At 50.6% G+C, this 26,580-nt stretch carries 30 protein-coding genes; 2 read left to right on the top strand and 28 right to left on the bottom strand.

Going from position 1 to position 26,580, the window contains the following annotated elements; genetic code table 11:
* Positions 1-27: 27 nt before the first annotated feature.
* The 3 genes from DWX00_RS04655 to DWX00_RS04645 all read right to left on the bottom strand — a co-directional run bounded on the left by DWX00_RS04655 (position 28) and on the right by DWX00_RS04645 (position 1,643).
* Entirely contained in the window at positions 28-960 is a 933-nt protein-coding gene (locus DWX00_RS04655; RefSeq protein ID WP_022462431.1) for a methylenetetrahydrofolate reductase, read from the bottom strand.
* A 135-nt stretch (positions 961-1,095) separates the two neighbouring features.
* Complete coding sequence (locus DWX00_RS04650) at positions 1,096-1,278, bottom strand: CooT family nickel-binding protein (protein ID WP_117509049.1); 183 nt, start codon at positions 1,276-1,278, stop codon at positions 1,096-1,098.
* Between the two features lie 14 nt (positions 1,279-1,292).
* On the bottom strand, positions 1,293-1,643 hold the full coding sequence (locus tag DWX00_RS04645) for a hypothetical protein (RefSeq protein WP_055218122.1): 351 nt from the start codon (positions 1,641-1,643) through the stop codon (positions 1,293-1,295).
* Positions 1,644-2,005: 362 nt separating this feature from the next.
* On the opposite strand from DWX00_RS04645, the gene DWX00_RS04640 reads away from it, so the two are divergent.
* On the top strand, positions 2,006-2,827 hold the full coding sequence (locus DWX00_RS04640; RefSeq protein WP_022461525.1) for an aldo/keto reductase: 822 nt from the start codon (positions 2,006-2,008) through the stop codon (positions 2,825-2,827).
* 48 nt (positions 2,828-2,875) lie between these two features.
* On the opposite strand, the gene DWX00_RS04635 is transcribed toward DWX00_RS04640, so the two are convergent.
* The 8 genes from DWX00_RS04635 to DWX00_RS04600 all read right to left on the bottom strand — a co-directional run bounded on the left by DWX00_RS04635 (position 2,876) and on the right by DWX00_RS04600 (position 11,456).
* A complete protein-coding gene (locus DWX00_RS04635; RefSeq protein WP_118594725.1) occupies positions 2,876-3,532 on the bottom strand; it encodes an ATP-binding cassette domain-containing protein in 657 nt (218 codons plus the stop codon).
* Positions 3,529-4,311: an ABC transporter permease gene (locus DWX00_RS04630; RefSeq protein ID WP_118594724.1), complete on the bottom strand. Its 783-nt coding sequence runs from the start codon at positions 4,309-4,311 to the stop codon at positions 3,529-3,531. Before DWX00_RS04630 ends, DWX00_RS04635 begins: the two co-directional genes overlap by 4 nt.
* Positions 4,289-5,371 (bottom strand): MqnA/MqnD/SBP family protein, encoded by a 1,083-nt coding sequence (locus tag DWX00_RS04625; RefSeq protein WP_243037959.1) that lies wholly within the window; start codon positions 5,369-5,371, stop codon positions 4,289-4,291. The genes DWX00_RS04630 and DWX00_RS04625 overlap by 23 nt, the downstream gene beginning before the upstream one ends.
* Positions 5,372-5,396: 25 nt before the next feature.
* A complete protein-coding gene (locus DWX00_RS04620; protein WP_055266593.1) occupies positions 5,397-6,920 on the bottom strand; it encodes a 4Fe-4S dicluster domain-containing protein in 1,524 nt (507 codons plus the stop codon).
* Positions 6,921-7,108: 188 nt separating this feature from the next.
* A complete protein-coding gene (locus DWX00_RS04615; RefSeq protein WP_118594723.1) occupies positions 7,109-8,122 on the bottom strand; it encodes an NAD(P)H-dependent glycerol-3-phosphate dehydrogenase in 1,014 nt (337 codons plus the stop codon).
* A gap of 3 nt (positions 8,123-8,125) precedes the next feature.
* Complete coding sequence (plsY, locus tag DWX00_RS04610) at positions 8,126-8,773, bottom strand: glycerol-3-phosphate 1-O-acyltransferase PlsY (protein WP_055218132.1); 648 nt, start codon at positions 8,771-8,773, stop codon at positions 8,126-8,128.
* 6 nt (positions 8,774-8,779) lie between these two features.
* Positions 8,780-10,108 carry a ribosome biogenesis GTPase Der gene (gene der / locus DWX00_RS04605; RefSeq protein ID WP_118594722.1) on the bottom strand — a complete coding sequence of 443 codons (1,329 nt, stop codon included), beginning with the start codon at positions 10,106-10,108 and terminating at the stop codon, positions 8,780-8,782.
* On the bottom strand, positions 10,062-11,456 hold the full coding sequence (locus tag DWX00_RS04600) for a DUF512 domain-containing protein (RefSeq protein ID WP_022461517.1): 1,395 nt from the start codon (positions 11,454-11,456) through the stop codon (positions 10,062-10,064). Before DWX00_RS04600 ends, der begins: the two co-directional genes overlap by 47 nt.
* A gap of 223 nt (positions 11,457-11,679) precedes the next feature.
* On the opposite strand from DWX00_RS04600, the gene DWX00_RS04595 reads away from it, so the two are divergent.
* On the top strand, positions 11,680-12,843 hold the full coding sequence (locus DWX00_RS04595; protein ID WP_022461516.1) for a ribose-phosphate pyrophosphokinase: 1,164 nt from the start codon (positions 11,680-11,682) through the stop codon (positions 12,841-12,843).
* 96 nt (positions 12,844-12,939) lie between these two features.
* On the opposite strand, the gene pgeF is transcribed toward DWX00_RS04595, so the two are convergent.
* The 17 genes from pgeF to uppS form a co-directional block, all read right to left on the bottom strand.
* Positions 12,940-13,794, bottom strand: coding sequence for a peptidoglycan editing factor PgeF (gene pgeF, locus DWX00_RS04590; RefSeq protein ID WP_243037957.1), 855 nt, complete (start codon positions 13,792-13,794; stop codon positions 12,940-12,942).
* Between the two features lie 13 nt (positions 13,795-13,807).
* A complete protein-coding gene (locus DWX00_RS04585) occupies positions 13,808-14,170 on the bottom strand; it encodes a YraN family protein (protein WP_118594721.1) in 363 nt (120 codons plus the stop codon).
* Between the two features lie 34 nt (positions 14,171-14,204).
* The gene (locus DWX00_RS04580) at positions 14,205-14,972 is read right to left on the bottom strand and encodes a ribonuclease HII (RefSeq protein WP_118594720.1); all 768 of its coding nucleotides are present in this window, start codon (positions 14,970-14,972) and stop codon (positions 14,205-14,207) included.
* Positions 14,973-15,008: 36 nt separating this feature from the next.
* Positions 15,009-15,851 carry a ribosome biogenesis GTPase YlqF gene (ylqF, locus tag DWX00_RS04575; RefSeq protein ID WP_055226467.1) on the bottom strand — a complete coding sequence of 281 codons (843 nt, stop codon included), beginning with the start codon at positions 15,849-15,851 and terminating at the stop codon, positions 15,009-15,011.
* 24 nt (positions 15,852-15,875) lie between these two features.
* Positions 15,876-16,436, bottom strand: coding sequence for a signal peptidase I (gene lepB / locus DWX00_RS04570; protein WP_055218369.1), 561 nt, complete (start codon positions 16,434-16,436; stop codon positions 15,876-15,878).
* Positions 16,437-16,517: 81 nt separating this feature from the next.
* Positions 16,518-16,865, bottom strand: a complete 348-nt coding sequence (gene rplS, locus DWX00_RS04565; RefSeq protein ID WP_022461510.1) for a 50S ribosomal protein L19 — start codon at positions 16,863-16,865, stop codon at positions 16,518-16,520.
* A gap of 88 nt (positions 16,866-16,953) precedes the next feature.
* Positions 16,954-18,078, bottom strand: a complete 1,125-nt coding sequence (trmD, locus tag DWX00_RS04560) for a tRNA (guanosine(37)-N1)-methyltransferase TrmD (protein ID WP_022461509.1) — start codon at positions 18,076-18,078, stop codon at positions 16,954-16,956.
* 18 nt (positions 18,079-18,096) lie between these two features.
* A complete protein-coding gene (gene rimM / locus DWX00_RS04555) occupies positions 18,097-18,603 on the bottom strand; it encodes a ribosome maturation factor RimM (RefSeq protein ID WP_022461508.1) in 507 nt (168 codons plus the stop codon).
* Between the two features lie 176 nt (positions 18,604-18,779).
* The gene (locus DWX00_RS04550) at positions 18,780-19,010 is read right to left on the bottom strand and encodes a KH domain-containing protein (protein ID WP_022461507.1); all 231 of its coding nucleotides are present in this window, start codon (positions 19,008-19,010) and stop codon (positions 18,780-18,782) included.
* Between the two features lie 21 nt (positions 19,011-19,031).
* Complete coding sequence (rpsP, locus tag DWX00_RS04545; protein ID WP_022461506.1) at positions 19,032-19,277, bottom strand: 30S ribosomal protein S16; 246 nt, start codon at positions 19,275-19,277, stop codon at positions 19,032-19,034.
* A gap of 54 nt (positions 19,278-19,331) precedes the next feature.
* Positions 19,332-20,681 (bottom strand): signal recognition particle protein, encoded by a 1,350-nt coding sequence (ffh, locus tag DWX00_RS04540; protein WP_022461505.1) that lies wholly within the window; start codon positions 20,679-20,681, stop codon positions 19,332-19,334.
* 2 nt (positions 20,682-20,683) lie between these two features.
* The gene (gene ylxM, locus DWX00_RS04535) at positions 20,684-21,028 is read right to left on the bottom strand and encodes a YlxM family DNA-binding protein (RefSeq protein ID WP_330377042.1); all 345 of its coding nucleotides are present in this window, start codon (positions 21,026-21,028) and stop codon (positions 20,684-20,686) included.
* Positions 21,029-21,188: 160 nt separating this feature from the next.
* The gene (locus DWX00_RS04530; RefSeq protein ID WP_117509058.1) at positions 21,189-22,442 is read right to left on the bottom strand and encodes a peptidoglycan-binding protein; all 1,254 of its coding nucleotides are present in this window, start codon (positions 22,440-22,442) and stop codon (positions 21,189-21,191) included.
* 73 nt (positions 22,443-22,515) lie between these two features.
* Entirely contained in the window at positions 22,516-23,808 is a 1,293-nt protein-coding gene (rseP, locus tag DWX00_RS04525; protein ID WP_022461502.1) for an RIP metalloprotease RseP, read from the bottom strand.
* A gap of 6 nt (positions 23,809-23,814) precedes the next feature.
* On the bottom strand, positions 23,815-24,969 hold the full coding sequence (locus DWX00_RS04520) for a 1-deoxy-D-xylulose-5-phosphate reductoisomerase (RefSeq protein WP_055266585.1): 1,155 nt from the start codon (positions 24,967-24,969) through the stop codon (positions 23,815-23,817).
* Positions 24,970-25,019: 50 nt separating this feature from the next.
* A complete protein-coding gene (locus DWX00_RS04515) occupies positions 25,020-25,811 on the bottom strand; it encodes a phosphatidate cytidylyltransferase (protein WP_022461500.1) in 792 nt (263 codons plus the stop codon).
* A gap of 5 nt (positions 25,812-25,816) precedes the next feature.
* Positions 25,817-26,554, bottom strand: coding sequence for a polyprenyl diphosphate synthase (gene uppS, locus DWX00_RS04510; protein WP_022461499.1), 738 nt, complete (start codon positions 26,552-26,554; stop codon positions 25,817-25,819).
* Between the last annotated feature and the right edge of the window lie 26 nt (positions 26,555-26,580).

Below are 26,580 nucleotides of genomic sequence, written 5' to 3'. Positions count from 1 at the left end.
GCCTCCCAAATTCAAGTAATTAATTCATTAAACCAGTGTGCAAAGGCCGGATCTGTCGATGATTTCAGATACGTCTTTCCATTTATTCAGTGCATACAGATGAATTCCATTGACACCGAGTGCACGGTATGCATCAATCTGTTTTACGGTATATTCGATACCCTCTTCTTTGAACTCTGCAACTTTCTTGTCGTAGAATACGTCGAACGGTTTGCCCTCTGCATCTTTTGCTGCAAATGGGTTCGGGAACAGCCAGTGTCTGGAGATCATTCTGGAAAGCTCTCTGTCCATAACACAGCCGTTTCTGGAAAGTGCCATGTTGATGGTAGCTGCCTGATCCAGGATCGGCATAACTCCAACGTCTACCGGCATGGTGATTCCTGCTTTACGGATTGCATCGAGCCAGTATTTGAACTGCTCCATATCCCAGCAGAGCTGTGTCATGATGTAGTCAGCTCCGTTGTCCTGTTTCTGTTTCAGAACTGCGATATCAGACTCCAGACTTCTGCAGGAGATGTGGCCTTCCGGTGAACCTGCAACAGCGATTTCAAATTTGTCGCCGTAGGTATCACGTACGAATTTTACAAGATCCGTAGCGTAGTCAAAGTCACCGCAGGTTGTGGTCTCGCCAAGCGGAATATCACCGCGCAGTGCCAGCATGTGGTCTACGCCGTCAGCCAGATACTGATCCAGCTGTTCTTTAATTCCTTCTTTTGTGTTTTTGATAACGGTGAAATGAGTAACCGGTGTGGTTCCGGCATTTTTGATCATCTGACATACTTCACGGTTTGCTCCGACGTTTCCGCCGCCTGCTCCGTATGTACAGGAAATGTAAGACGGGTTGTACTTCATCAGGTGGTCGATGGTACCCGGCAGATTCTGCAGTCCCTTCTCTGTCTTTGGCGGGAACAGCTCAAAAGACAGAAGGGTCTTGTTTTTCATCTCTTCTGAAAGTTTCATAATTCAATTTACCTCCGCTTTAATATAATATATTCCTATTCTAAGTCCCGGTTCGCCTGTTCTGTTTGTTCCGATTCGCAGACCCCGGGGTCTTAAAACCGCTTTTATAGAATAACTGGTTCCGTCAACCAATTATCATTCACAGTCCAGCTCTACGATGCTGTTTGCAAGATCTACCATTTTGATCTTACCCTGCAGTCTGATCTCTTCGCCCAGGATGTCGCGGATGAGAACGTATTCTCCATCGACATCGATGCGGCTTACATTTTTACAGACAACTGTGTTCTCCGGATTTTTGTATACCGTTGCAAGGCACATAGCTTACGCCTCCTCTACTTAACTTCTTTCAAATGCTCTTTTACAAGCGTCAGTGCAAGGGACAGGCGCATATTGCCTTTCTGGAAATCGGATACTCCCTCCCTGATCTGTTTTGCGGCGTCCGCCATTCCGGCTTTTTCCAGTTTGTCGGCCATCTCGTCGAGTTCTGCTGCGTGATGTTCATTGTGCTGCAGCATATAGGTTAAAAGGGCAAGATTCTCGTCCTTGCATTTTTCTTCGGAACCGCATGCATTGCAGGCATGTCCGCAGTCTTCTCCCTCGTGATGATGGTCATGGTGATGATGGTGCTCGTCGTGAGCTCCGTGCGGAATGGGATTTCCATTCTCGTCATATAATAAATGCATAATATGGCCTCCTCTGTCCCCGTTTTTCTGCTCTGCCGTCCGTTTCGTCCGCTTTTGTTTTCCTGAAACGTCCTGCAGATTGTACAGGGAATGATAAATAAATATCAATTCAAACTTATTATACTCTATTTCATGCACAAAATCAATACGGCCTCCACAAAATTTCTGTACAATTCGCCGTACAGGCCGTCCTGGCATCCTTCTTTTTTCTTGCGTGGCTTGTTATTTTTTTCATTTCCCGATTGTGTTAAACTTTTTTAATATATTTGGTCTGATTTCTTTAAATTTTCATGTTATACTAAACATAATTATGAGAGAAATACGGCAGAATCTTTTTTTGATTCAAGATACGGAGGGTTTTTATGGCACTTTCTATTCCAACCATCACATTGAACGACGGCAGAGCGATGCCGCTTCTGGGGCTTGGCACTTACAAATCGACAGAAAAAGAGGCAGAAAAAGCAATTGTCACCGCGGCAAAATACGGCTACCGTCTGATCGATACCGCCTCCTCCTATAAAAATGAGGACAGCATCGGCCGCGGGATCCGCGCAAGCGGGATTCCGCGGGAAAACTTTTTTATTACCACAAAGGTATGGAATACCGCGCAGCGGGTCGGTGATATCGAAGGTGCCTTCAACCGCAGCCTCGACCGTCTCCGTCTCGACTACGTTGATCTTTACCTGATTCACTGGCCGGTGCCGGGCTGCTACCCGGAGACGTGGCGCGCACTCGAAAAAATCCGCGAATCCGGGCGTGCAAAATCGATCGGCGTCAGCAACTTCGAGGAGCCGCACCTTACCGCCCTCTTTGAATTTTCCGGCATCATCCCGGCCGTCAACCAGATCGAATGCCATCCGCTCTGGAACCGGAAACCGCTCATCGCTTTCTGCCGTTCACATGGAATCGCCGTTCAAGCGTATGCGCCGCTCGCAAGAGGTCTTTATCTGAACCGTGAGATTATGCAGCAGCTGGCAGAAAAGTATGTACGCACTGAAGCGCAGATCGGCCTCCGCTACCTCGTCCAGCAGGGCATCAGTGTCATCCCGAAATCGACACAGCCGGACCACATTTTTGCCAACGCGGATGTCTTCGACTTCGAACTTTCTGAAGCCGACATGGCGCTCATCGACACGATGGACGAACAGCTCCGCTCTGCTTCCATACCGGATGACCTGCTGTAACTGCGGATTCACAACAAAAGCAGCACAGAAAATCTGTTTCTTTCCGTTTCAGATTTCTGTGCTGCTTTTGCTGTTTCTCTTTATTTCGAGGATACCATCCAGTCTGCTGCAGGTGCAGATCCAGTCCCCCATTGCTTCGGCTTCTTCTAAATCATGCGTAACCAGAAGCATCGTTTTTTCTTTTCCTTTTCTGCGGATATAGTTCATCGTTTTCTTTTTCGTCCCCGCATCCAGTCCCCGGAACGGCTCATCCAAAAGGAGGAAATCTGCGTCCATGCGCATGGCCCGCAGAACCGCCACCCGCTGGCGCATGCCGCCCGACAGTTCCGATACAGCCTGGTTTTCACAGCCCGAAAGGCCGAGTTCCTCCATCTCCTCCACAAGATGACGGGAGCTTCTTTTTTCTTTTCCAAACATGCGGCGCCTTACCGCGAGCTGGATATTGGCTGCAGCTGTCAGTTCTTCTGCCAGCCGCGGTTCCTGAAAAACCATACTTTTTCTTAAGGCTTCCAGTCCCCCGATTTTTCCGCCGTCCGCCTGCTCCAGGCCTGCCAGAATCCGCAGCAGGGTTGTCTTTCCCACCCCGGAAGGAGCCATCAGACAGGTCACTGCTCCTTTTTTCAGTTCCATCGTAAGATTCGAAAAAATAACGTGTTCTCCATACGCTTTTTTCAGATGGCAGATTTCAATCGTATCTTCTCTCATTTCATCACCAGCATCCTTTTTTCTGCAAGATCCATTCCTTTTAAAACAGCTTTTTCGAGACAGAAGCTGACGTACACGATCGCTGCCGTCCAGGCAAAGAGTCCCGGTGTGTCGAGATATATTTTTGCCTGATACAGATGCTCTCCGATGGATCGGTTCGGAATGCCGATTACTTCTGCTGCCGTTCCGGCCTTCCAGCAAAGGCCGAGGGAAAGTGAACATCCCGTCCGGATATATGGGTACAGCTGCGGCAGGATCACCCAGCGCAGCCGCACCGGCCGCGGAACCTGAAAAACGTCTGTCATCTCCAAAAGCGCTGTGTCCAGTTCCCACAGGCCGTTCCGCGTGTTTGTATACAGGATCGGAAATACCATCAGAAACGAAATCACAACCGAAAGATTCTTCGACGAAACCCAGATCAGGATCAGAATCACAAAAGAAGCGACCGGTACTGCTTTCACTGCTGCAACCAGCGGCGTCAGGAGTTCTTCTGCAATGGAAAACCGACCGGCAAGTGCAGCTCCTGCAATTCCCGCCGCCGCACCAAGAAGGAATCCGGCTCCGATGCGTACTCCGGAAAACAGCAGGGACTGCCAGAAGACCGGTTCTGTTGCAAGCGTAAAAAGGCGTTTCAAAACAGCGGCAGGAGATGCCAGAAGGATCTCCTGCCCGACAAAAACGCTTGCCGCCTGCCAGATCATAAGCCAGAACACGATCGGCCAGAGCTTCGTTTTTCTCTGTTTCTCTTTTTTGTTTTTATTCGGAATAATAGAAGTCATCTCCTGGAAGTTCTCCTCCGACTGTCTCCGGGTTCTGGTCTTTGAGTACACCGAGATAACCGGAAAGCTTCTCTTTCATCTCATCACCGGTGATGCAGACAATGTTGCATGCCGGAAGCGCTTTCTTTGCGACTGCCTCCGGAACAATGTCATAATCCCCGATCAGTTTTGCCGCCTCATCAGTGTTTTCGGTTACGTAGGATACGGATGCCTGGTAAGCTTCCATGAAGTCTGCAACTGCTTCCGGATGCTCCTTGGCAAAGGCAGTGCGCACAACGGTAACACCTGTCACCAGTGTGCTCGCCGTTCCTTCGGACTTCTGGATTTTGTTCCATTCTTCGGTCAGGTCAAGTGCGATGCGCAGCGTTTCTTTTTTCGTCTGTGCCGTCGTTACAAACGGCTGCGGCAGCATGGCGATTCCATCGGCATCTTCTGCAAGTGCTGCCACGCACTCGGCGTGTTCGCTCTTCCACTCGATCGTTACGTCCTCACCCGGTACGAGGCCGTTCTTTTCGAGGATATAATTCAAAGTATACTCCGGAGTTGCACCTTTGCCGCCCGCATAAATGGTTCTGCCTTTCAGATCCGCAATGGAATGTACGGTATCGCCGTCCTCGACGATATAAAGGACACCGAGCGTATTGACTGCGAGCACCTGCACGCCGCCGTTTGTCTTGTTGTAGAGTACGCTTGCAAGGTTCGCCGGAACCGCGGCGATATCCACCTCTCCCTGTACCAGTTTTGCGCTGACCTCATCCGGGGCAGCGGCAAGTTCAAACGTGTCCGCAGGTGACTCTTTGCTGTCGTTATCGCTCATCATTTTTACCATTCCCATGCTGGTCGGTCCTTTTAATGCAAGCACATGGACCGGTGTCTCATCTTCTGTTTCCGATGCCGCTGTGCTGCTCTCTGTCTGCGTATTTTCTGATACTGTACTTTCTGATCCTGTGCTTTTTGTCCCGCTGCTCTCCGTCTTTGTCTCTGTCTGGCCGCATCCTGCAAACAGAAGTACCATTGCAAGAATCGCTGCCGCAAAGCCCATCTTTCTTTTCTTTTTCACTTTTGTCTCCACCTTGCTGTTCTTTTTAGTCTACCAGCTTGTCCAGTTCTTTCACATATTCTGTCTGGCTGGAAATCTTGTGTTTTGCCTGCGCCGCATATTTGTTGACTGCCGCCTGCGACTTTTTGATTGACTGCATCGTGCCGGCTCCTGCCACGCATCCGCCCGGACAGGCCATGCCTTCGAGAAGATAACCGTTGTACTTTCCGGCCTTTGCCATTGTCAGCAGTTTCCGGCATTCCTTCAGACCTTCTGCATTTGCCATCTTGATTTCGCGGTCCGGGTATTTTTCACGGATTACATTTTCCACAGATTTTGCAACGCCGCCGGAGACAGCAAAGTTTCTTCCGTCCACCGATGCATCGCTGACGCCGTCCGGATCTTCCTCAAGTGCACTCACATCTACCTGGCGCGCATCGAAAATGCCCGACATCTCTTCAAACGTCAGAACGAAGTCCACCTCACTGCGGACAGACCGGCGCATGGCCTCCAGTTTTTTCGCCGCACACGGTCCGACAAAGACAACCTTCGCATTCGGATTGTGTTTCTTGATCAGACGCGCCGTCAGCGTCATCGGGGTCAGTGCCATCGAGATACAGCTTGCGTAATCCGGGAACAGTTTCTTCGCCATTACAGACCAGGCCGGACAGCAGGATGTCGCCATAAACGGCAGTTTCTCCGGAACTTCGTTCACAAAATCCTCTGCCTCCTGTGCCGCACAGAGATCCGCTCCGATCGCAACTTCAAAGACATCCGCAAAACCGAGCTTTTTCATCGCCGCACGCAGTTTTCCAGGCGTTACTTTCGGTCCGAACTGGCCGACAAACGCCGGTGCCAGCGCTGCATAGACGCGCTCTCCCGACTGGATCGCACGGATTACCTGGAAGATCTGGGATTTGTCCGAAATAGCGCCGAACGGGCAGTTGACGAGACACTGGCCGCAGGATACACATTTCTCGTAATCGATATCCGCTTTTCCGTTCTCATCCGAACCGATGGCATCCATTCCGCAGGCTCTCGCACACGGACGCTCCTGAATGATAATAGCCTGGTATCCGCATACCTTGGCACACTGACCACATTTGACGCATTTATCCTGATCAATATAGGATCGTCCATTGGTGCGGTCCAGCGTAATGGCCTTTTTCGGACAGACTTCCACGCACGGATGTGCAAGACACCCCTGACATCCCTCCGTGATCAGAACCCGTTTTTCATGACAGGCGTTGCATGCAAATTTGATGACATTAATGAGCGGCGGTGTATAATACGTCTCCGCCTGGTCCGCCAGTTTGATATTGTCCGAGATCGGGGCGTGCTCTGCCGCGCTTCTGCACGGAAGTCCCATTGCAAGGCGAAGCCGCTCTCCTACAATCGCCCGCTCCAGAAACACATCATTTCTAAAATTTCCGACCTCGCCGGGAATTACACGGTAAGGAATTTCCTCGATCGTCTTTTCCACCGGGGAGTCCACGTCATACGCCATTTTTGCAACTTCCGTAAAAATGGCATGGCGGATTTCCTGAATTCTTGTTTCTACTCCTCTCATTCTTTCTTCCTCCTGCTGTATTTTCCTCCGCATCTTTTCAGTTAAAATTATTCCGCTTTCTATTACTATACTTGATTTCGAAAGTATTGTCATCTTTTTCCCGTATTTTTGCTGAAAAATTTCGGTCTGCACAAAAAAAGAACCTGCCGTCTCTGTATCATTTCACAGAAGTGACAGGTTTCTTATTTTTACCGCTCCCAGAGATCCGGGGCGAGTTCGTCTTTTTTCATACGCTGCATCAGTTCATCCACAGCCTGTTTCGGGTTTTTGTTTTCAAACAGAACCTGATTGACTGCCTGAATGATCGGCGTTTCGATTCCGAATTTTTTCGACAGGGTAAGACCCGCTTTTGCGGAATAGACGCCCTCGACGATCATCTGAACTTCATCCATCGCCTGCTGCATCGTTCTGCCCTGGCCGATCAGGTATCCGGCTTTCCGGTTCCGGCTGTGAACGGAAGCACACGTTACAATCAGGTCGCCGATACCGGAAAGACCGTAGAAGGTTTCCGCATGGGCACCCATCGCCGTGCCGAGCCGTGCAATTTCCGCGATCCCGCGGGTAATCAGAGCCGCTTTCGTATTGTCGCCGTAGCCAAGACCATCTGCCGTTCCGGCTGCCAGTGCGATGACATTTTTCAGAGCTCCGCCAAGTTCAATTCCCGTGATGTCCGGGCTTGTGTAAACGCGGAAGACCGGACTCATGAACACATTCTGCACATACAGTGCGCTCTCGCGGTCATGCGCGCCGACAACGATCGTGGTCGGCAGGCCGCGGCCGACTTCCTCTGCGTGGCTCGGTCCGGAGAGAACAACGACATTCGCTCCCGGCACTTCCTCCTCGATGATCTGAGACATCGTCATCAGGGTATCGGCTTCCACGCCTTTTGCCACATTGACGATGAGCTGGCCGTCCGGAATATCCGCCGCATACTTTTTACATGTGGTTCGCACGTACGGGGATGCTTTTGCCATCACAAGGATGTCCTTTCCGGAAAGGGAGCCGCGCACATCGCAGGTGAACTTCATTTCATCCGGCAGTTTTACGCCCGGAAGCTTCGTCAGATGCTCTCTGTGTTCCTTTAAGCTCTCAATTTCCTTTTCATTTTCCGAGCAGATCGTCACGTCATGCCCGTTGCTGCAGAGCAGGAGGCCGAGGGCGGTTCCCCAGCTTCCTGCTCCGATGATGCTAATCTTTGCCATATTTTATTTCTCCGACTTTTTGGATAAATACGTTTTCCGCTCTGTTCCCGCGATGAGACGCTTGATGTTTGCACGGTGCTCCCAGAAGGCAAGCACGGCAAGAAGTGCGATCACCACGTACATCTCATAGAGATACGGCGGTTCCAGCGCAAAGCAGCCCGCCTGTCCCATGATGACTGCCATTACAAAAAAGACAACATAAACCATCATGGAACCGAGGGAAACATAGTGTGTTACTGCAAGATTCAGGAAAAACAGCGCTGCACAGACCAGCGTGATTCTCCAGTCAAACGAGATAATCAGACCCGCGGTCGCAGCGATTCCTTTTCCGCCGCGGAAGCCTAAGTAAAACGGGAAGTTGTGGCCGAGAATCGTTCCGGCCGCAGCATACACCGTCAGCAGTTTCAGTATTTCCGGGTGCGATGCACCGAAGATCAGCCGTACCGTCAGGACCGCCAGAATGCATTTGATGCAGTCGCCGGCAAGCGTGATGGCGCCTGCTTTTTTCCCTAAAGTCCGGAGCGCGTTGGTCGTTCCTGCGTTTCCGCTGCCGTGTTCCCGGATATCAATTCCCTTCGTCCTTCCATAAATATATGAGGTCTGAAAAAGGCCAAATGCGTATCCGATCAAAAGGCATATGATCCGTACCATAACTCTTTACTGCTCCTTCTCTTTTCGTTCTCTGATGATGAATTTCAGCGGTGTGCCGCGGAAGCCGAACGACTCTCTGATTTTATTCTCCAGATATCGAACGTAGGAGAAATGCATCAGTTCTTTGTCGTTGACGAAAATAACAAATGTCGGCGGTTTGACCGAAACCTGTGTCATGTAGTAGATTTTCAGTCGTTTTCCACGGTCTGACGGCGGCTGCTGCATTGCCATTGCCTCGGTCAGAATCTCGTTTAGGACACCGGTCTGTACGCGCAGGTTCTGGTACTGCAGAACCATGTCGATCGTCTCGAACAGCTTCGGAAGACGCTGTCCTGTCTTCGCAGAGATGAAAAGAAGCTCTGCGTACGGCATGTAAGCCAGTGTATTTCTTACTTTTTCGGTAAAACGGTAGATCGTCTTGTCATCTTTTTCCAAGGCATCCCATTTATTTACCGCAATGATCATACCTTTTCCACGCTCATGGGCGATACCGGCAATTTTGGCATCCTGCTCGGTGACACCCTCGGTTGCATCGATCAGAAGAACGACGACATCTGCGCGCTCTACGGCAGATACTGTACGGATGATGCTGTACCGCTCCAGCTCCTCTTTGATCTTGTTTTTCTTTCGAAGACCTGCGGTATCGATGAAAATATATTCATTTCCATTGTGCATGATCGTGGTATCGATCGCATCGCGCGTCGTTCCGGCGATATCGGATACGATGACACGGTTCGATCCCAGCAGTTTGTTGACCAGGGAGGATTTTCCGACGTTCGGTTTTCCGACAATGGCGATGCGCGGAATCTCGCTCTCCTCCTTGTTTTCCATCTCCGGATCAAAGTATCCTGTCACCTCATCGAGCATATCGCCGATGCCGAGCTTTCCGGATGCGGAAATGGCGTGCGGCTCTCCGATGCCGAGGTTATAGAATTCATAAACATCCATCATCTGACGGTCGAAGTTGTCGACTTTGTTGACCACCAGCACAACCGGCTTGCGGCTTCTTCTGAGCATATCAGCTACTTTTGCATCGGCATCTACAAGGCCCTGACGGACGTCAGTGATGAAGATGATGACATTTGCGGTATCAATGGCGATCTGCGCCTGGTCTCTCATCTGGGAGAGAATGATATCTTTGGATTCCGGCTCAATACCGCCGGTATCTACCAGCGTAAATTTGTGGTTCAGCCACTCCACGTCGGCATAAATACGGTCACGGGTTACACCCGGTGTGTCTTTTACAATCGAAATATTGTCTCCGGCTAATACATTAAACAGGGTGGATTTACCCACGTTCGGCCGGCCCACAATTGCTACAATCGGCTTGCTCATACATTGTTCTCCTTCTGTGTATCGTCTCCTGGTTTTCCTCCACAACTGCTTTCACCAGGTCGCTGCCCGGCTCATCGATAATCTGTACCGGTGTTTTCAGGCGCTCTTCCACCTCTTCCACCGTCACATCGTCGAGAAAGACGTTTTTTCCCGAACGGAGCATGTTGCACGGAAGCAGCAGGCAGTCGCCAAGATCTCTTCCCTCTAACTGCTCCATCAGATCCTTTCCGGTAATCAGACCGGATACGGTAATGGATTCTCCAAAGAAATAGTTGATAATCGTGACAACCTCCGCCTGTACATTCGGATATTTTTCACGAATTTTCTGCATGTGTTTTTTCAACGACGGCGCCGCAGCTTTTCCGGTCGCAATCGTTACATGGCGGTGACGGTCGTCCCCTTCTCGTTTCGAAAGTTCTTCCGCAACCTCGTCCTCCAGAAGCCGGAGCATTCCCACTCCGTTTTCCAGCTGGATATAGCCATCGTAATTTTCCTCCTCCGGGATCGGCTCTCCCGCCAGCAGATACCATTCATCACCAGCATGGATAAAGTGAAGTCCCCACTGTTCATACAGCTTTTTCTGCCATTTGTGAATCGTGGCAAGAACTTCTTTTGCATCCTCCCTGGTAAACGGTTCCAGAGGCGCCAGTCCGTCGCGGTACTTCGAAAGTCCGACCGGGACAACCGAAACACTTTTCAGATGCGGCAGATATTTTGACAGATCCGAAATACTGCGCTCCAGCTCTGCGCCGTCGTTGTATCCCTTGCAGAGCACAATCTGTCCATTCATCTCGATTCCCGCCTCGTAAAGGCGCTGGACCTTCGGAAAGATATTGCCCGCAAAACGGTTGTGCAGCATTTTGCAGCGGAGCTCCGGGTTCGTTGTCTGGAACGAAATATTGATCGGTGCCAGATGGTAGCGGATAATCCGGTCGATATCGTGGTCGCTCATGTTGGTCAGTGTAATATAGTTTCCCTGCAGAAAGGACAGACGCGAATCGTCATCCTTAAAATACAAGGTGGGACGCATTCCCGGCGGCATCTGATCGATGAAGCAGAAAATGCAGTTGTTGCTGCAGGAACGGTACTGATCCATGAACTCGTTCTCGAATGTGATGCCGATTTCCTCGTCATACTCTTTTTCGATTTCCAGGTCCCATTCCTCGCCGTCCTTTTTCCGGATCGTGAGTTCCAGATACGTGTCGTTGGTCTGGAAGTGGTAATCGAAGACGTCCTCGATGATTTCCCCGTTCACGCGGAGCAGTTCATCTCCCGGTTCGAGTTCCAGTTCTTCGGCAATACTGCCCGGTTCTATTGTCTTGATAATATGTTTCGTCTTGTTTTTCACAGATCTTACGTTTTGGCCTTTCCATTTACTTCTTTATAACTTCTCTTTGCCCAGTAAAAAGCGTGCTTTTTTTGCATACCTTCCGGACATTCATCCATTATAATAACAACAACCTGCACAAAAAGCAAGGATTCTTTCGTTTTTTGCTTGACGCGCCCTTTCCCAAGATGATATAAATAGGAAGTAAATGGTTTGTAAAAAATGTCGATTACTGGAGGTTTGTATGGCTAATTTAGATTTACTTGAAAATTCCATTCCGGTTGCTCCGTTAAAGCTCGCAGCTCTGCCGGGCAGTATGGAAATGGCAAAAAAAGTTGATTCGTATCTGGTTCAGTTCCGTAAAGAGCTCGCCGAGCGCCGCAACGGGGTTTCCTTTTCCGGATATTCCGAGGATTCTTTTCTGATTGACTGCGAGTGCCCGCGTTTCGGTTCCGGCGAAGCAAAAGGAAAGATCAACGAATCCGTCCGCGGTGCCGATCTTTACATCCTGGTTGATGTCTGCAACTACAGCATCACTTACAAGGTCTGCGGCTACGAGAACCACATGTCACCGGATGACCATTATCAGGATCTGAAACGTATCATCGCTGCTGCAACGGGAAAAGCACACCGGATCAACGTAATCATGCCTTTCATTTATGAAGGAAGACAGCATAAGCGCACCAAACGTGAGTCTCTCGACTGCGCACTTGCTCTGCAGGAGCTGATGAACATGGGTGTTTCCAACTTCATCACCTTCGACGCACACGATCCTCGTGTCATGAACGCAATTCCGCTCGGCGGCTTTGACAACTTCATGCCAACCTACCAGTTTTTAAAAGCCCTTCTTCGTTCCGTTCCGGATCTGACGATCGACAACGATCATCTGATGATCATCAGCCCGGACGAGGGAGCGATGGCGCGTGCCGTATACTTCTCCAACGTGCTCGGCGTCGATATGGGTATGTTCTATAAGAGAAGAGATTACTCCACCATCGTAAACGGAAAGAACCCGATCGTGGCACATGAGTTCCTCGGCGATTCCGTAGCAGGAAAAGATGTTGTCATCATCGACGATATGATCTCCTCCGGTGAGAGTATGCTCGACGTTGCAAAACAGGTCAAAGAGCGCGGCGCTGACCACGTCTTTGTCTGCACCACCTTCGGCCTCTTCACAGATGGTCTGGAGAAATTCGATGCTTACTATGAGAAAGGCTATATCAGCAAAGTCATCACCACCGACCTGACCTACCGTACACCGGAACTCGTTTCCCGTCCTTGGTATGAGCCGGCTGAGATGAGCAAATATATGGCAAGCATCATCGATACGCTTAACCACGACGTATCCGTTGCAAAAGTACAGTCTACGACAGAGAAAATCAATAAGCTGCTGGCAAAACACAGATAGTCGATTTTGTGTCCGCCGGATGCATACAGCAAAAAACGGATCTGTTTTTTCCAGGTCCGTTTTTTGATGCTTTCTATTCTGTTTTCGATCCTGTTTTCAGACCAGGGAAAGGAATGCCGCGAGGTTTCCTCTTTTTCCCTTCGACGCACGGTGGGAATACAGGAAATCCGGGTTGCAGCAGGTGCAGAGGTTCGGCAGATGAATCTGCTTCTCCGGCACTCCTGCCGTAAGAAGGATCTGATGATTCGCCTCCCAGAGATTTAACTGGTATTTTCCATCTGGTTTTCCGTAGAACAGTTTCTCATGCAGTGTTTCCGGGAATGCTGCCCGGAACTCTTCGATCACGTCACCGCTCACCTCGTAGCAGTCCTGGCAGATCGACGGGCCGACGGCTGCGATCACATCTTTTGCTTCTGTTCCAAACCGTTCGTGCATCGCATCGAGCGTTGCCTGTCCCATCTTGTGGACCGTTCCACGCCAGCCGGAATGTGAAAGTCCAATTGCACGGTGCACCGGGTCGACAAAGTAGAGCGGCACGCAGTCCGCATAGAATGTCGCAAGTACGACGCCCGGCTCGTCAGTGATCATACCGTCAATATCATGAAAATCGCGGTCTCTTGTCACGCCGCTGCCGCAGTCTGCTTTCGTCACATAACGGACCTTCGTTGTGTGTGCCTGATCGGAGGTAACAATGTTTTCCACTTCAAACCCCGCCGCCTCACAGAATCTTCTGTAATTCTCCCGCACATTCGCCGGATCGTCGCCGCGCGAAAAGCTGAGATTCATGCTGGAAAGATGTTCCTTACTCACCCCGCCGATCCGTGTGGAAAATGCATGGCGGATGCCCTCAATTTTCTCAATCGCCGGCCAGGTCAGATAGACCACGCCGTTTTCCGCCTCGTTGACATGCATCGTTTTTTTATCGTTTTGTTTCCATTGAATTGGTATCATAAAAACTCCCTTCCTACCAGCCGCTCCCCTGATAATAAAACGCGTTCGCATAGACGCGGATCTCCTCCGGTGTCTCTGCCACGACATCGAAACGGCAGGGCACATCCATCGGGATCTGGTAGAGCATGCGGTAGTAATCTGCTGTTTTTGAAATTTTCTTCTGTTTCTTTCCATCCACGGCGCTTGTCGGGTCTCCGGCTGTCCGGCCGGTGCGGTATTTTACTTCGATAAAAATGTATGTGTCGTCCTGTTTTGCGATCAGGTCGATCTCACCGAAGCGGCACCGGAAATTCCGCACCAGGATGTGATATCCCAGGCTTTCCAGATATTCTGCCGCACGGCTCTCCTGCCTCGCTCCTACTTCCCGCTGGTTCAAATGCGATACCCTCTCCTTTTTTGATGCGGTGCTTTTACACGAAATGGCCGATAAACGACTGCCGGTGGATCGGTGACGAGCCGATTTCTTTTAAAGCAGCGATATGCTCTGCCGAACCATAGCCCTTGTTCGATGCAAAACCGTAGCCCGGAAGCACCTTGTCGTACTCTTCCATCAGGCGGTCCCTTGTCACCTTCGCAACAATACTTGCCGCCGCAATCGAAACACTCTTGGCATCTCCCTTGATGATCGGCACCTGGCGGATGTCCACCTGCGGGATTTTCACCGCATCGTTTAAGAGCACATCCGGCTTCACGGAAAGCTTGCTGATCGCCTCCCGCATCGCCTCGTACGTTGCCTGTAAAATATTGATCTCGTCGATCCGCGCCGGGGAGGCATAGCCGATGCCGACGGCCACTGCCTCGCGCATGATCACATCGTACAGCTCGTCGCGTTTTTTGGCCGTCAGCTGCTTGGAATCGTTCAGATACAGGATTTTACTGTCGCGCGGCAGAATGACCGCACCTGCGACCACAGGACCCGCCAGAGGGCCTCTTCCGACCTCGTCGATGCCGCAGATCCAGCCAAGATCCTCATATTTGTGCTCGTAGATCTTCATCTGTTCCGTGCGCTCACGCTCTTTTTTTAAGGCCTCTTCCTGTTTCTGGTATTTTTGAATCAGATTTTGTACGCCGGCACGGGAATCCTCTTCATATTCCAGATAAAGGGCGGGCAGCTCCGTCTCCGAAGCTGCCGCAAAAATTTCCCGTATGGCGGATATCGATTGTTTTTTCTCTGTCATCGTTGTTCTCCGCATTTTTTATTTTGATAAATCCATTTATTCCGGTTTTTCCAGCGTGATTCTGCCGAGCTTTCCGCTCCGGAAATCATCCATCAGAAGCCGTGCTGCTTTTTCGTAATCGAGCTCATTTCCTTTTTTCAGGCAGCCGCGCACACGCGCAATCTCACCCAGGATTTCCACACGATCCGTCATACCTTCAAAGCCAAAGCGTTTCTCCAGCGTTCCCGGATACTCTGCCGTCAGATAATCGATGACGGACAGCGCCAGCTCCTCCACGTTCAGGATCTCATCGTTGATGGAACCGATCATCGCAAGATGCAGTCCCACCTGCTGGTCCTCAAACTTCGGCCACAGGATACCAGGTGTGTCCAGAAGCTCCAGCTGTTTGCTCAGACGGATCCATTGTTTTCCCTTCGTGACGCCCGGTTTGTTTCCGGTTTTCGCACAGGCTCTGCCCGCATACGCATTGATAAATGTCGATTTTCCGACGTTCGGAATACCGACAACCATCGCGCGGACCGGACGGTTCAGGATGCCGCGTTTGCGGTCGCGCTCGATTTTCTCTTTGCAGGCCTCCTGTACGGCGCTGTTGATCGCTTTCATGCCGGCTCCGGAACGGGAATTGACCTTCACAACAGAATATCCCTTTCCCTTGAAATATTCCATCCAGGCATCGTTTCCGCGCTCATCGGCAAGGTCCGATTTGTTCAGCAGGATCAGCCGTGCTTTGTTCTTTCCAAGTTCATCTATATCCGGGTTGCGGCTCGCTGCAGGAACTCTCGCATCGACCAGCTCAATCATCAGGTCGATGAGCTTTAAGTCTTCCTGCATCTGTCTGCGGGCCTTCGTCATATGACCCGGGTACCACTGATAATTCATGTTTCTTCTCCTTCTATGCTGCGTTTACACGAAACCGATTTTCTTCCACGGCGAAATCGTAAACCAGAGCTTTCCGACAATGCGGTCCGAATCCACGAGTCCCATGCCGTTGTGGCGGCTGTCCTCGCTGTTGTTCCGGTTGTCGCCGAGCACAAAGTACTGTCCCTTCCCGACCGTGATCGGCTCGGAGGCAAGTCCCGCGTTTGTGATGGCCGGAAATTCATCTTTTTCATTATAGACTTCCCCGTTGATGAGGATCTGTCCGTCTTTGATCTGTACCGTCTCGCCCGGCAGCGCAATCACACGCTTGATGTGGATGCTCGCCTTCTTGTCCTCACTCGTCCGGAACGCGATGATATCCCCGCGTTTCGGAGAACTTAAGCGGTACCAGGCGGAGTCCATCAGCACACGCTCCCCCGGCACGAGAGTCGGCTCCATCGAGCCCTCCTGCACCACGACACTTCTGCAGAAAAACCAGGAAAATGCCGCCGCAAGAAGAATCGCTGCGATGATTTCCAGATTCCATACAAACATGGAACGGATCTTTTTCTTGTAGAAATATTCTTTTACATATCTGGTATTCATACCCATAGTGTAATTCTCCGTAAGACAAAACCGGAGAAACACAATTACTCATGTTCCTCCGGCCATCCTTTTAACGACTTATTATTTTACCAGCTCTTTCACTTTCGCTGCTTTACCAACACGGTCTCTTAAGTAGTTCAGTTTCGCACGTCTTACTTTACCACGTCTGATAACTTCTACTTTCTCAACGTTCGGAGAGTGTACCGGCCATGTTTTCTCAACGCCTACGCCGTTAGAGCTCTTACGAACAGTGAAGGTCTCTTTGCTTCCGCCGCCCTGTCTTTTCAGGACAACGCCTTCGAATACCTGGATACGCTCGCGGTTACCCTCTTTGATTTTACCGTAAACTTTAACGGTATCACCAACGCGGAACTCCGGTGCTTCTGCTTTTAACTGTGCATCTTCGATTTTCTTAATAATGTCGTTCATTTCTTTATCTCCTTTTTTTACCCTGGATGTTCTTAATGCCTTTTTGCAACAGCGGACCATCTCTTTACTCACAACAAGATATATTATACTATAATGCATCCGCAGATGCAAGTATTTTTTTCACTTTCCATTCGCCGCTGTACAGCAGACTGCGAAGCGCGAAGGAAAACCGCTGCAGGCCGTCCGCGGACGGTATGCCGGTAAGCCGTGCGACCAGACGGAAACCGTTTTTTTCAAGCTGCTCTTCGAGTTTTTCTTCCTCTTCCGAGAATCCGGCCGGGCACAAAAACACCAGCGGTGTTTCTTTTCCGGCAAAACTGCGGATATACTCGCTCTTTGCTTTCATACCCTCCTCAAGCGTTCCCGGAAGCTGCAGAATCAGCAGATCATGGTCATCAAACAGATTTTTCTGTTTCCGGATCTTCTTTCGTCCGAGATCAAGGCTGACACCATAGCGTGTCATGCCTGCCAAAAGATCGTGCGCCCAGGCAGACGATTCCTCTTTTTCATTGCATGCGCAGGAAATCTGGAATGCATTTTCCAGAAGGTCCGGCCGCCGCTCGGCTGTCCGCACCAGAGAGGCCTCATGGCGCCATGCTTCGATCTTTTTGTGGTCACCGGAAAGAAGCACCTCCGGAACTTTTTTCTCGTGCCATGTCTCCGGTCTTGTGTAATGCGGATACTCAAGCAGATTGTCCTGCAGTGACTCAAACTGCGAAGATTCCTCGTTGCTTAAGACACCCGGCACAAACCGCGATACCGCATCCACCAGCACCATTGCGCCGAGTTCTCCGCCTGTTAAAACATAATCCCCGATCGAGATATAGTCCGTTACCACTTCCTGCAGTACGCGGTCATCGATGCCCTCATAGTGGCCGCAGAGCAGCACAAGATCGTCCTCAAGCGCCAGCTCTTCCACCATCGTCTGGTTCAGTACTTTTCCCTGCGGTGTCAGATAGACCGTGCGCGGCTTTTTCCCGATCTTTTCGGCTACCGACTGGTAGGCGCGGAACACCGGCTCCGCCTCCATGACCATGCCCGCACCGCCGCCGTACGGGTAATCGTCCACGCGGTTGAATTTATTTGCTGAAAAATCCCGGATATTCGTCGTCTCGAGGGAAATATAGCCGTTGTTGATGGCTCTTCCGAGGATGCTGGTGTGCAGCCCCTGCTCGATCATCTCCGGAAACAGCGTCAGAATATGATATTTCATCGTTCTTTACTCTCTTTATCAGTCAATCAGGCCCGGAAGAAGGTGAATCGTCATCTTCTGCTCATCCAGGTCCACATCCAGAATGCAGTCATGGATCGCCGGAATCAGAACCTCTCCGTGCTCTTTCGAATCTACAATATAGACGTCGTTCGCACCAGTCTCCATCACATCGCGGAGCGTGCCGAACAGTTCGCCGTCCTCGGTGTACATCTGCATTCCCTGCAGGTCTGCGATATAGTATTCGTCCTCTTCCAGCGGAATGGCATCCTCTCTCGTCACATAGAGGCTGCAGCCTTTATACCGTTCGATATCGTTGATGTTGTCAATTCCTTTGAATTTTACAATGGCAAGCTGTTTGAAAAAACGCACGCCAGTTACATGGAGTTCTTTTTTTTCTTTTCCTGTATCGAGAAAAACGCGGTCCAGAGAAAGAAAACGCTCCGGATCTGTCGTCGGATATACCTTTACCTCACCGCGTACGCCGTGGGTTGTGGTAATTACGCCAATCTGCAAATATTCTTCCATTCAAAAACCCTTTCCAACCAGTTCTACTGTGTATTGCGACTTGAGAAACACGCTTTGCGAGTTTCTCAAGTTATCGCGGCAGTCGCCAAGGTCCCGTGCAAGCACGGACTTTGTCTCGTTGCCCGCGTAAAGAAAGGAACCGGCAACAACTGTCGGTTCCTTTTCCTATTTTTTACTTACTGTAAAATTTCTACGACAACTTTTCTGTCGCTCTTTGAGGAAGCTGCTTTTACAACCGTACGGATTGCTTTCGCAATGCGTCCCTGACGTCCGATGACTTTTCCCATATCTGACGGATCTACTTTGAGTTCCAGCAGAAGGTCATCACCGCTGACGGTTTCTGTCACAACTACCTCAGATGGATGATCAACCAGAGATTTTGCAATTACTTCGATAAGTTCTTTCATTACAAGATACCCCCGTATGAATTATTTCTCGATACCAGCCTGTTTTAAGAGTTTGGCAACGATTTCGGTCGGCTGTGCGCCGTTAGCCAGCCATTTTTTAGCAGCCTCCTCGTTGAAGCTGATTGCGCTCGGCTCGCGGTTCGGATCGTAAGTTCCGATCTCCTCGATGAAACGTCCGTCTCTTGGGGATCTGGAATCTGCTACAACGATTCTATAAAAAGGAGCTTTCTTCTGTCCCATTCTTCTTAATCTCATTTTTACTGCCATTTTTCTTTACCTCCATTGTAAATTCATGTATTTATTTATATTTTTTCTTTTATGCTAAAAGGGAAGTTTGAATCCTCCTCTTTTACCACCCTTACCGACCATTCCGGTCATCTGTTTCATCATTTTTCTTGACTGTTCAAACTGTTTGATGAAACGGTTTACCTCCGCGATGTCAACACCGGCGCCTTTTGCAATTCTCTGCTTTCTCGACGGATTGATGAGATCCGGGTTTTCTCTTTCCTTTGGCGTCATAGAAAGTACGATAGCTTCCTTTCTCGCCATATCTTTTTCATCCACCATGCTCTCAAGATCCTGGCCCTTCATTTTCGCGCCGACGCCCGGAAGCATATTCAGGATGCTGGAGATGCCGCCCATATTGCGCATCTGCTCCATGGAATCCAGATAATCGTTGAAGTCGAACTGCGCTTTCTTCATCTTCTGTTCCATGGCTTTTGCTTTCTCTTCGTCGATGTTTGCCTGTGCTTTTTCGATCAGGCTCATCACATCGCCCATGCCGAGAATACGGGATGCCATACGGTCCGGATAAAACTGTTCCAGATCCGAAAGCTTTTCGCCCATGCCGACATAGAGAATCGGTTTTCCGGAAACTGCGCGGATCGAAAGTGCCGCACCGCCTCTGGTGTCACCATCTAATTTTGTAAGTACTACGCCGTCGATGCCGACTTTATTGTTGAACATCTCGGACACATTGACTGCGTCCTGTCCGGTCATAGCATCTACTACCAAAAGGGTCTGATCCACAGGAACAGCCGCTTTGATATCCTGTAACTCCTGCATCATCTCTTCGTCGATGTGCAGACGGCCTGCCGTATCCAGAATCAATACATTGAAGCCGTTTGTCTTTGCATGCACCAGCGCTGCCTTTGCGATATCCACCGGACGGTTTTTATCTCCCATAGCGAACACTTCCACACCCTGCTTTTCTCCGTTGACCTGCAGCTGTTTGATCGCTGCCGGGCGATAGACGTCACAGGCGGCAAGGAGAGGTTTTCTTCCCTTGGCTTTTAACTTTCCTGCAATTTTTGCGGTTGTGGTTGTTTTACCGGCTCCCTGAAGACCTGCCATCATAATAATGGTAACTTCACTCGCCGGGCGCAGTGCGATTTCCGTTGTCTCGGAACCCATCAGCTTGACCAGCTCGTCATTTACGATTTTAATGACCATCTGACCCGGATTCAGTCCGTTCATGACGTCCTGTCCGACTGCCTGCTCCTGTACGGATTTGATAAACTGTTTTACTACTTTGAAGCTGACATCCGCCTCTAGAAGTGCCATTTTTACTTCCTTCAGCGCAGTCTTTACATCCGCCTCGGTCAGGCGGCCCTTGCTTCTGAGATTTTTGAAAACATTCTGGAGTTTCTCGGTTAAACTTTCAAATGCCATGCTCAAAGCTCCTCTAATATATCCGATGCAATTGCTGCAATCCGCTGCATCACATCTTCTTTCGGGGTATCACCGGATGGGTCTGTCAGCTTTCGGATCTCGTTTACATTCTCCCGGATCTGCACAAAGCGTTGTACCAGATGAAGCTTTTCTTCATACTCTTCCAGTGTCTTGTTGCAGCGTCTGACCAGATCGTGAACTCCCTGGCGGGAAATGCCCCGCGCTGCCGCAACCTCGCTCAGGGAAAAATCGTTGAGCACCACGTCCTCATATACCTGACGCTGATGTTCAGTCAGAAGTTCGCCGTAAAAATCATACAGTAATGTCTGTTCCAATATTTTTTCCATTGCGATCACCTTGGTTATCATACACGAAAAGGCGCAGGGTGTCAAGTATTTTTTCTTGACAGTTTTAAAATTTTTCTGATCCGTTTCAAAAGCCGCAGAAAGGGCGCATTTTCCGCGTTTTTTCGCAGAAAACACGCCCCTTATAAAGACTTTTGTATACCTACTGCAGCTCCGCAATCCTCGTCACAGCCACATAAATCGACTGAATTTTGTACCATGTCGGATAATCCACAATGCCGGAAACCGGCAGGCCGAACAGCCGCTGGAACGCTTCGACGGCGTCCTGCGTCTCTTCATCGAAATAGCCATTTTCATAGACCGTCGGAATCGATGAATACACCTCCGCAATCACGTTCAGCTGCTCCTGCATCTGCAGTACCTTGTTCCCGGACGAGCCGATGGTGAGGTCATACCCCGGCCAGGAGGACGGGATGCCGGAAATCTCCTCCGCCGTGTTGATATACATATTGTCTCCATAATAATTGCGGAGAATCTGAATCGTTGAATACCCTTGGTCCGCCAGGTTTTTGGACCCCCACTGGCTCATCCAGTTCGGGCAGCTCACACGGTTTCCGTCACAGTACTGCGTCAGAATCGGCTGTTTCACATTCGGGCGCGACAGGTAATCAGCAAAAATCTCATCGACCACAAGGGAAATGCTGTCGAAAATATTCCTGCCGTAAATCCATTTGTGATCGTAGGCCGTCGACGAAGTGATCGTAAAATCGTATCCCTTGTTGCGGTACCATTCTGTATAGACACGGTTCAGCGTAAATGACATGATTGCGAGGATATTCGCCCGGATCGCCGCATCCGGCCATGTTGCATAGATTTCCGAGCACGCCACGTTTTTGATGTAGTCGCGGTACCGCACATAATAGTCGCGTGCCGTGCTGTCGGTCGGCGCTCCGTCGTGGACGATGATATACTCCGGGATCACGACACGGGACAGCACAATCTCACCGCTCTCCCTCGTCGGCTTGATCTCACTTTCCGGAATTTTCGCCGGATATTCGCCGAACAACGTATGGTCCGGGATCGTCACATCCGCAAACGCTGCGCCCTCTGCCAGTTTGAGGTCCACCTGCTGGACGGACTGTTCTCCTGAAAGAAGCTCGGAGCCCGTCACTTCAACCAGTTCATACCCTTCCGCCTCCACTTTCACCGTATATTCGGAATACGGCTGATTCACATTCGGTTCCAGACTGTACTCGAGCGGCGGCGTCGCCAGATCCAGCGTCTCCGTTCTGCCGTCCCCGTCGGTAATCAGCTCCTCGATCACATTCTGCGGATCTCCCGTATACGAAACCGTCACCCGCGCCCCGGAAACAGGCCGCGCCTGGATTCTTGTATTTACCCGGATTTCCAGCCGCCCGCGGTCAGTCATTTCCTGCTGCATACGCAAATTTTTCATAAAAAAGCCCCATATCCTGCACTCCTTTTATGGTATGCAGAATATGAGGCTTTGTTGCTTTTCATTTTTCGATTTACAGGATCCGCTGGACGTCGTGGATCATGACGTAGACCATCAACGCCATCAGAAGCACCAGGCCCGCGAAGTGAACCATACCCTCCAGGTCTCGCCGGATTGGTTTTCTGCGGATGGCTTCTATGATCAGAAAGACAAGCCGTCCGCCGTCGAGTGCCGGGAGCGGCAGCAGGTTCATGACGCCAAGGTTTGATGACAGCAGAATCACCATGTTCAGCATCGTCATCACCGTAACCAGAACGCCCTGCGATTTTACATCATCATAGGCGGTTCCGATCGCATCCACCACGCCGACCGGGCCGGAAAGATCGTTCACAGAATACTGTCCGGTGATCAGCATACTGACGCTGTCAATGACGGTGCGCACCCAGTATTTGATCTCCAGCACGCTGTATTTCAGCACGCCGATCGGGGACTGTTTCTCCCGGAGCTGATACGAAAACTGTACATTCGCATACGTATTTTCAACCGGTGTCACCGTAATCTCTTTCGTCTTTCCGCTGTGCTCATACTCCAGCGTCACAGCGCTTCCATCGAAAGGATGCTCTGTCTGGTAAGCAGTAAAATCTGCCACACAGGTGATCGGCGCTCCGTTGATCGATACGAGCAGGTCGCCCGCGACAACACCCGCAGCGGCAAGCGGCATATTCTGCTGCACATACGTGAATTCCATGCCGCGGTCACAGTCATCGTAGTTAAAGCCCATCATATACCGCGTTGTCACCGTCGGTTCATATGTGATCGTTTTCTTTTCCCCGTCGGCCTTTTTAACCTCCAGCGTAATCTCATCCGTCGGCACACCCCGTACCGTCATCACAGAGTTCAGCTCTTTTCCGATGGAAATATGTCTTCCTTCATAGGAAGTGATGATATCTCCCGCTTCCAGGCCTGCCTCTGCCTCCGGCGAACCGTCTGCCACTTCTGTGACGCGCGCCGGGGAACTTCCCGCGTAACTGATCACAAAGATTGCGCAGAAAAATGCCAGAATCATGTTGAACACCGGTCCCGCCGCAACGACGGAAATTCTTGCCCACACGGATTTGCTGTTAAAGGTTCCTTCCCCCTCCTCTTCACCGTCCTCGCCGAGCATCTGGCACGCACCGCCGAAAGGCAGAAGTTTTAAGGAATAGACCGTTCCTCCTTTTTCTGTCTTTACCACCGTCGGGCCAAAGCCGATCGAAAATTCCGTCACGGTAATACCATTCGCTTTCGCCAAAAGAAAATGCCCCAGCTCATGGATAATGACGGTGATTCCGAAAATGAGTACGGCTATCAGGATTTTTACAATCATGCTGTCTTATTCTCCCATCTTATATCTGTTCGCAATCCATTCATACGTCTCCTGCTCCGCCGCGAGAATCTGCTCCAGCGTCGGATCGGCAATCGTTTTGTGTGCTTCCATTGCACCGGCGATCACGTCGTAAATCTCGAGGAAACGGATCTTCTTCGCGAGGAACAGTGCAACGGCGCGTTCATTTGCCGCATTGAAGACCGTCGGCATGGAGCCGCCCGTCCGGGACGCCTGCATTGCCATCGGAAGGCCGAGGAAGGTATCCATATCCGGTTTTTCAAACGTGATCTGTGTCAGCGCCGCAAAGTCGAGGCGGTCGCCTGCAAGGAAGCGGCGCTCCGGGTAATACAGTGCGTACTGGATCGGCAGTTTCATATCCGGTGTGCCAAGCTGTGCCATGACAGCGCCGTCTTTAAATTCTACCATGGAATGGATAATGCTCTTTGGCTGTACCACAACCTGGATGTGGTCGAGATCAACACCGAACAGCCATTTTGCTTCCATGACTTCCAGTCCTTTGTTAACGAGTGTCGCGGAATCAATCGTGATCTTGTGCCCCATCGACCAGTTCGGATGACGGAGCGCCTGCTCTACCGTTACGTTTTCGAGCTCCGCTCTTGTTTTTCCGCGGAACGGACCGCCGGATGCAGTAATCAGAAGTTTTTCAATTTCTTTTCTGTTTTCCCCGTGCAGACACTGAAAAATCGCCGAGTGCTCACTGTCCACCGGAAGGATCTGCACACCGCATTCCTCTGCCAGCGGCATAATAATGTGTCCCGCCGTTACCAGTGTCTCTTTGTTTGCCAGTGCAATGTCTTTTCCTGCCTTCATCGCCGCAACCGTCGGGCGGATGCCGATCATGCCGACGATCGCTGTCACAAGGATTTCGCTCTCCGGCATCGTGGCAAGCTCGATCATGCCGTCCATGCCGCTGCCGATTTTTACAGGAAGATCCTTCACTCTGTCACGGAGTTCTGCCGCTTTCGCCTCATCGCCGACTGCCGCAAACTTCGGATGAAATTCCCGGATCTGCTGCTCGAGCAGTGTAATATTACTTCCGGCGCTGATGCCGACCACCTCAAGATCGCCGTTGGCACGCACGACATCGAGGGTCTGGGTTCCGATCGAACCGGTTGAACCAAGAATTGCTATTTTCTTCATATTCCAGTTTCTCCCATCTGCTTCCCGTTTATGCTGTAGGGGAAGCTTTTTTAATGAATCAGAAGCACCGACAGGAAATAGATGATCGGTGCGGTAAAGATCACGCTGTCGAAGCGGTCAAGAATACCGCCGTGGCCCGGAATCAGCTTTCCGTAATCCTTGATGCCCTGATTTCGTTTGATTGCGGATGCCGCAAGGTCTCCGACCATGGAGATCAGCGCGCCGACACCGCAGATGATGGCGTATTCCACCATGCCGCCCTTTGTCGCAGCCGCATAGATGATGCCGAGCAGAATCGCTCCGACGACACCGCCGACAGCTCCTTCTACGGATTTTTTCGGGCTTAAAACCGGCGCCATTTTATGTTTTCCAAAGAGTACGCCGACACAGTATGCACACGTATCGCAGCCCCAGGAGCACAGGAAAATCAGCCATACATGGAATTTTCCGCCGTCCAGCATACGGGTCTGATATACATAGGAAAGCATTACGCCGACATAGACAATCGCAAAGAACGCCGGCATCACCTGATTGGCGTTGTATTTCGGATAAGTAAATACGTATACTGCCATCAGAAGCACGAGATCCAGGATCAGCGCGAGCATCTGGTACATCGGGTCATGAAGCAGCAGGGACAGATAGAAAATCACAACGCCCGCATAGCCCGTAATTTCCAACAGATTCCATTTATCTTCTCTTACCTTCATCACGCGGAACAGCTCTCCTGCGCCGATCAACGACAGGCACAGAACCGTCATATAGAGCACAGTTCCGCCGCTGCAGATCGTAAGCAGCGCCACAAGGACGAGCACGATGCCGCTTAACAGTCTTGTCTTAAACATCTTTTTTATTCCTCCTTCACGCCGCCGTAACGCCGGTCTCTGTTATTATATTGTTCGATGGCTTTTCTCAATTCCTCTTCGTGGAAATCCGGCCACGGAACCTCGGTAAAGTAAAATTCCGTGTAGGCCAGCTGCCACATCAGGTAGTTGGAAAGGCGCTGCTCGCCGCTTGTACGGATCAGAAGATCTGGATCCGGGATTCCGGCGGTGTCGAGGTAGCTCTCAAAACACTGCTCCGTCAGTTTTCCGTTCTCATCAAACGCATTCTCTGCGAGAGTTCCGTTTTTCACATCCTCGATCATGCGGGTCATGCCGCGCAGAATCTCATCGCGGGAACCGTAGTTCATTGCGATCTGGAAGTACATGTGATCGTAATCTTTGGAGCACTCCTCCAGTTCATGAATGCTGTCCTGAATATCCTGCGGGAATGCGCTCGGATCTCCGATGATTTTGACGCGCATCTGATTTTTATGTGCTTTTTTGATGCATCGTTTCAGATACTGGCGGAACAGCTTTAAGAGGCCCTCCACCTCGGCGCGGGAGCGTTTCCAGTTCTCGGTTGAGAACGCATAGACGGTCAGATATTTGACACCCATGTCTTTAATCACGTCACACATTTTTTCCAGATTGTCGCATCCGACGATATGGCCGTAGCCGCGCGGCATATTGCGTTTTTTCGCCCATCTGCCGTTTCCGTCCAGGATGATGGCGATGTGATTCGGCACTTTTAATTCATTATCCATACTTTTTTCCTCCGTAAACGATAACA

This window comes from Blautia sp. AF17-9LB, from assembly GCF_003479185.1.
In the GTDB taxonomy this organism is placed as follows: Bacteria; Bacillota; Clostridia; order Lachnospirales; family Lachnospiraceae; genus Fusicatenibacter; species Fusicatenibacter saccharivorans.
The sequence above is the reverse complement of the archived record's forward strand: the minus strand, read 5'-3'. Positions and strand labels throughout refer to the sequence as shown.

What these genes read in the sequence shown, in the direction of transcription:
- DWX00_RS04580 (WP_118594720.1), bottom strand. Translation starts at nt 14,972, where the DNA reads ATGACAGAGAAAAAACAATCGATATCCGCCATACGGGAAATTTTTGCG.
- pgeF (WP_243037957.1), bottom strand. Translation starts at nt 13,794, where the DNA reads ATGATACCAATTCAATGGAAACAAAACGATAAAAAAACGATGCATGTC.
- uppS (WP_022461499.1), bottom strand. Translation starts at nt 26,554, where the DNA reads ATGGATAATGAATTAAAAGTGCCGAATCACATCGCCATCATCCTGGAC.
- plsY (WP_055218132.1), bottom strand. Translation starts at nt 8,773, where the DNA reads ATGGTACGGATCATATGCCTTTTGATCGGATACGCATTTGGCCTTTTT.
- DWX00_RS04655 (WP_022462431.1), bottom strand. Translation starts at nt 960, where the DNA reads ATGAAACTTTCAGAAGAGATGAAAAACAAGACCCTTCTGTCTTTTGAG.
- DWX00_RS04650 (WP_117509049.1), bottom strand. Translation starts at nt 1,278, where the DNA reads ATGTGCCTTGCAACGGTATACAAAAATCCGGAGAACACAGTTGTCTGT.
- DWX00_RS04595 (WP_022461516.1), top strand. Translation starts at nt 11,680, where the DNA reads ATGGCTAATTTAGATTTACTTGAAAATTCCATTCCGGTTGCTCCGTTA.
- DWX00_RS04515 (WP_022461500.1), bottom strand. Translation starts at nt 25,811, where the DNA reads ATGTTTAAGACAAGACTGTTAAGCGGCATCGTGCTCGTCCTTGTGGCG.
- ffh (WP_022461505.1), bottom strand. Translation starts at nt 20,681, where the DNA reads ATGGCATTTGAAAGTTTAACCGAGAAACTCCAGAATGTTTTCAAAAAT.
- ylxM (WP_330377042.1), bottom strand. Translation starts at nt 21,028, where the DNA reads ATGGAAAAAATATTGGAACAGACATTACTGTATGATTTTTACGGCGAA.
- trmD (WP_022461509.1), bottom strand. Translation starts at nt 18,078, where the DNA reads ATGAAATATCATATTCTGACGCTGTTTCCGGAGATGATCGAGCAGGGG.
- DWX00_RS04550 (WP_022461507.1), bottom strand. Translation starts at nt 19,010, where the DNA reads ATGAAAGAACTTATCGAAGTAATTGCAAAATCTCTGGTTGATCATCCA.
- DWX00_RS04640 (WP_022461525.1), top strand. Translation starts at nt 2,006, where the DNA reads ATGGCACTTTCTATTCCAACCATCACATTGAACGACGGCAGAGCGATG.
- DWX00_RS04620 (WP_055266593.1), bottom strand. Translation starts at nt 6,920, where the DNA reads ATGAGAGGAGTAGAAACAAGAATTCAGGAAATCCGCCATGCCATTTTT.
- DWX00_RS04635 (WP_118594725.1), bottom strand. Translation starts at nt 3,532, where the DNA reads ATGAGAGAAGATACGATTGAAATCTGCCATCTGAAAAAAGCGTATGGA.
- DWX00_RS04630 (WP_118594724.1), bottom strand. Translation starts at nt 4,311, where the DNA reads ATGACTTCTATTATTCCGAATAAAAACAAAAAAGAGAAACAGAGAAAA.
- ylqF (WP_055226467.1), bottom strand. Translation starts at nt 15,851, where the DNA reads ATGAATTATCAGTGGTACCCGGGTCATATGACGAAGGCCCGCAGACAG.
- rpsP (WP_022461506.1), bottom strand. Translation starts at nt 19,277, where the DNA reads ATGGCAGTAAAAATGAGATTAAGAAGAATGGGACAGAAGAAAGCTCCT.
- DWX00_RS04645 (WP_055218122.1), bottom strand. Translation starts at nt 1,643, where the DNA reads ATGCATTTATTATATGACGAGAATGGAAATCCCATTCCGCACGGAGCT.
- der (WP_118594722.1), bottom strand. Translation starts at nt 10,108, where the DNA reads ATGAGCAAGCCGATTGTAGCAATTGTGGGCCGGCCGAACGTGGGTAAA.
- rseP (WP_022461502.1), bottom strand. Translation starts at nt 23,808, where the DNA reads ATGATTGTAAAAATCCTGATAGCCGTACTCATTTTCGGAATCACCGTC.
- rplS (WP_022461510.1), bottom strand. Translation starts at nt 16,865, where the DNA reads ATGAACGACATTATTAAGAAAATCGAAGATGCACAGTTAAAAGCAGAA.
- lepB (WP_055218369.1), bottom strand. Translation starts at nt 16,436, where the DNA reads ATGAATACCAGATATGTAAAAGAATATTTCTACAAGAAAAAGATCCGT.
- DWX00_RS04615 (WP_118594723.1), bottom strand. Translation starts at nt 8,122, where the DNA reads ATGGCAAAGATTAGCATCATCGGAGCAGGAAGCTGGGGAACCGCCCTC.
- DWX00_RS04520 (WP_055266585.1), bottom strand. Translation starts at nt 24,969, where the DNA reads ATGAAGAAAATAGCAATTCTTGGTTCAACCGGTTCGATCGGAACCCAG.
- DWX00_RS04530 (WP_117509058.1), bottom strand. Translation starts at nt 22,442, where the DNA reads ATGAAAAATTTGCGTATGCAGCAGGAAATGACTGACCGCGGGCGGCTG.
- rimM (WP_022461508.1), bottom strand. Translation starts at nt 18,603, where the DNA reads ATGGAAGAATATTTGCAGATTGGCGTAATTACCACAACCCACGGCGTA.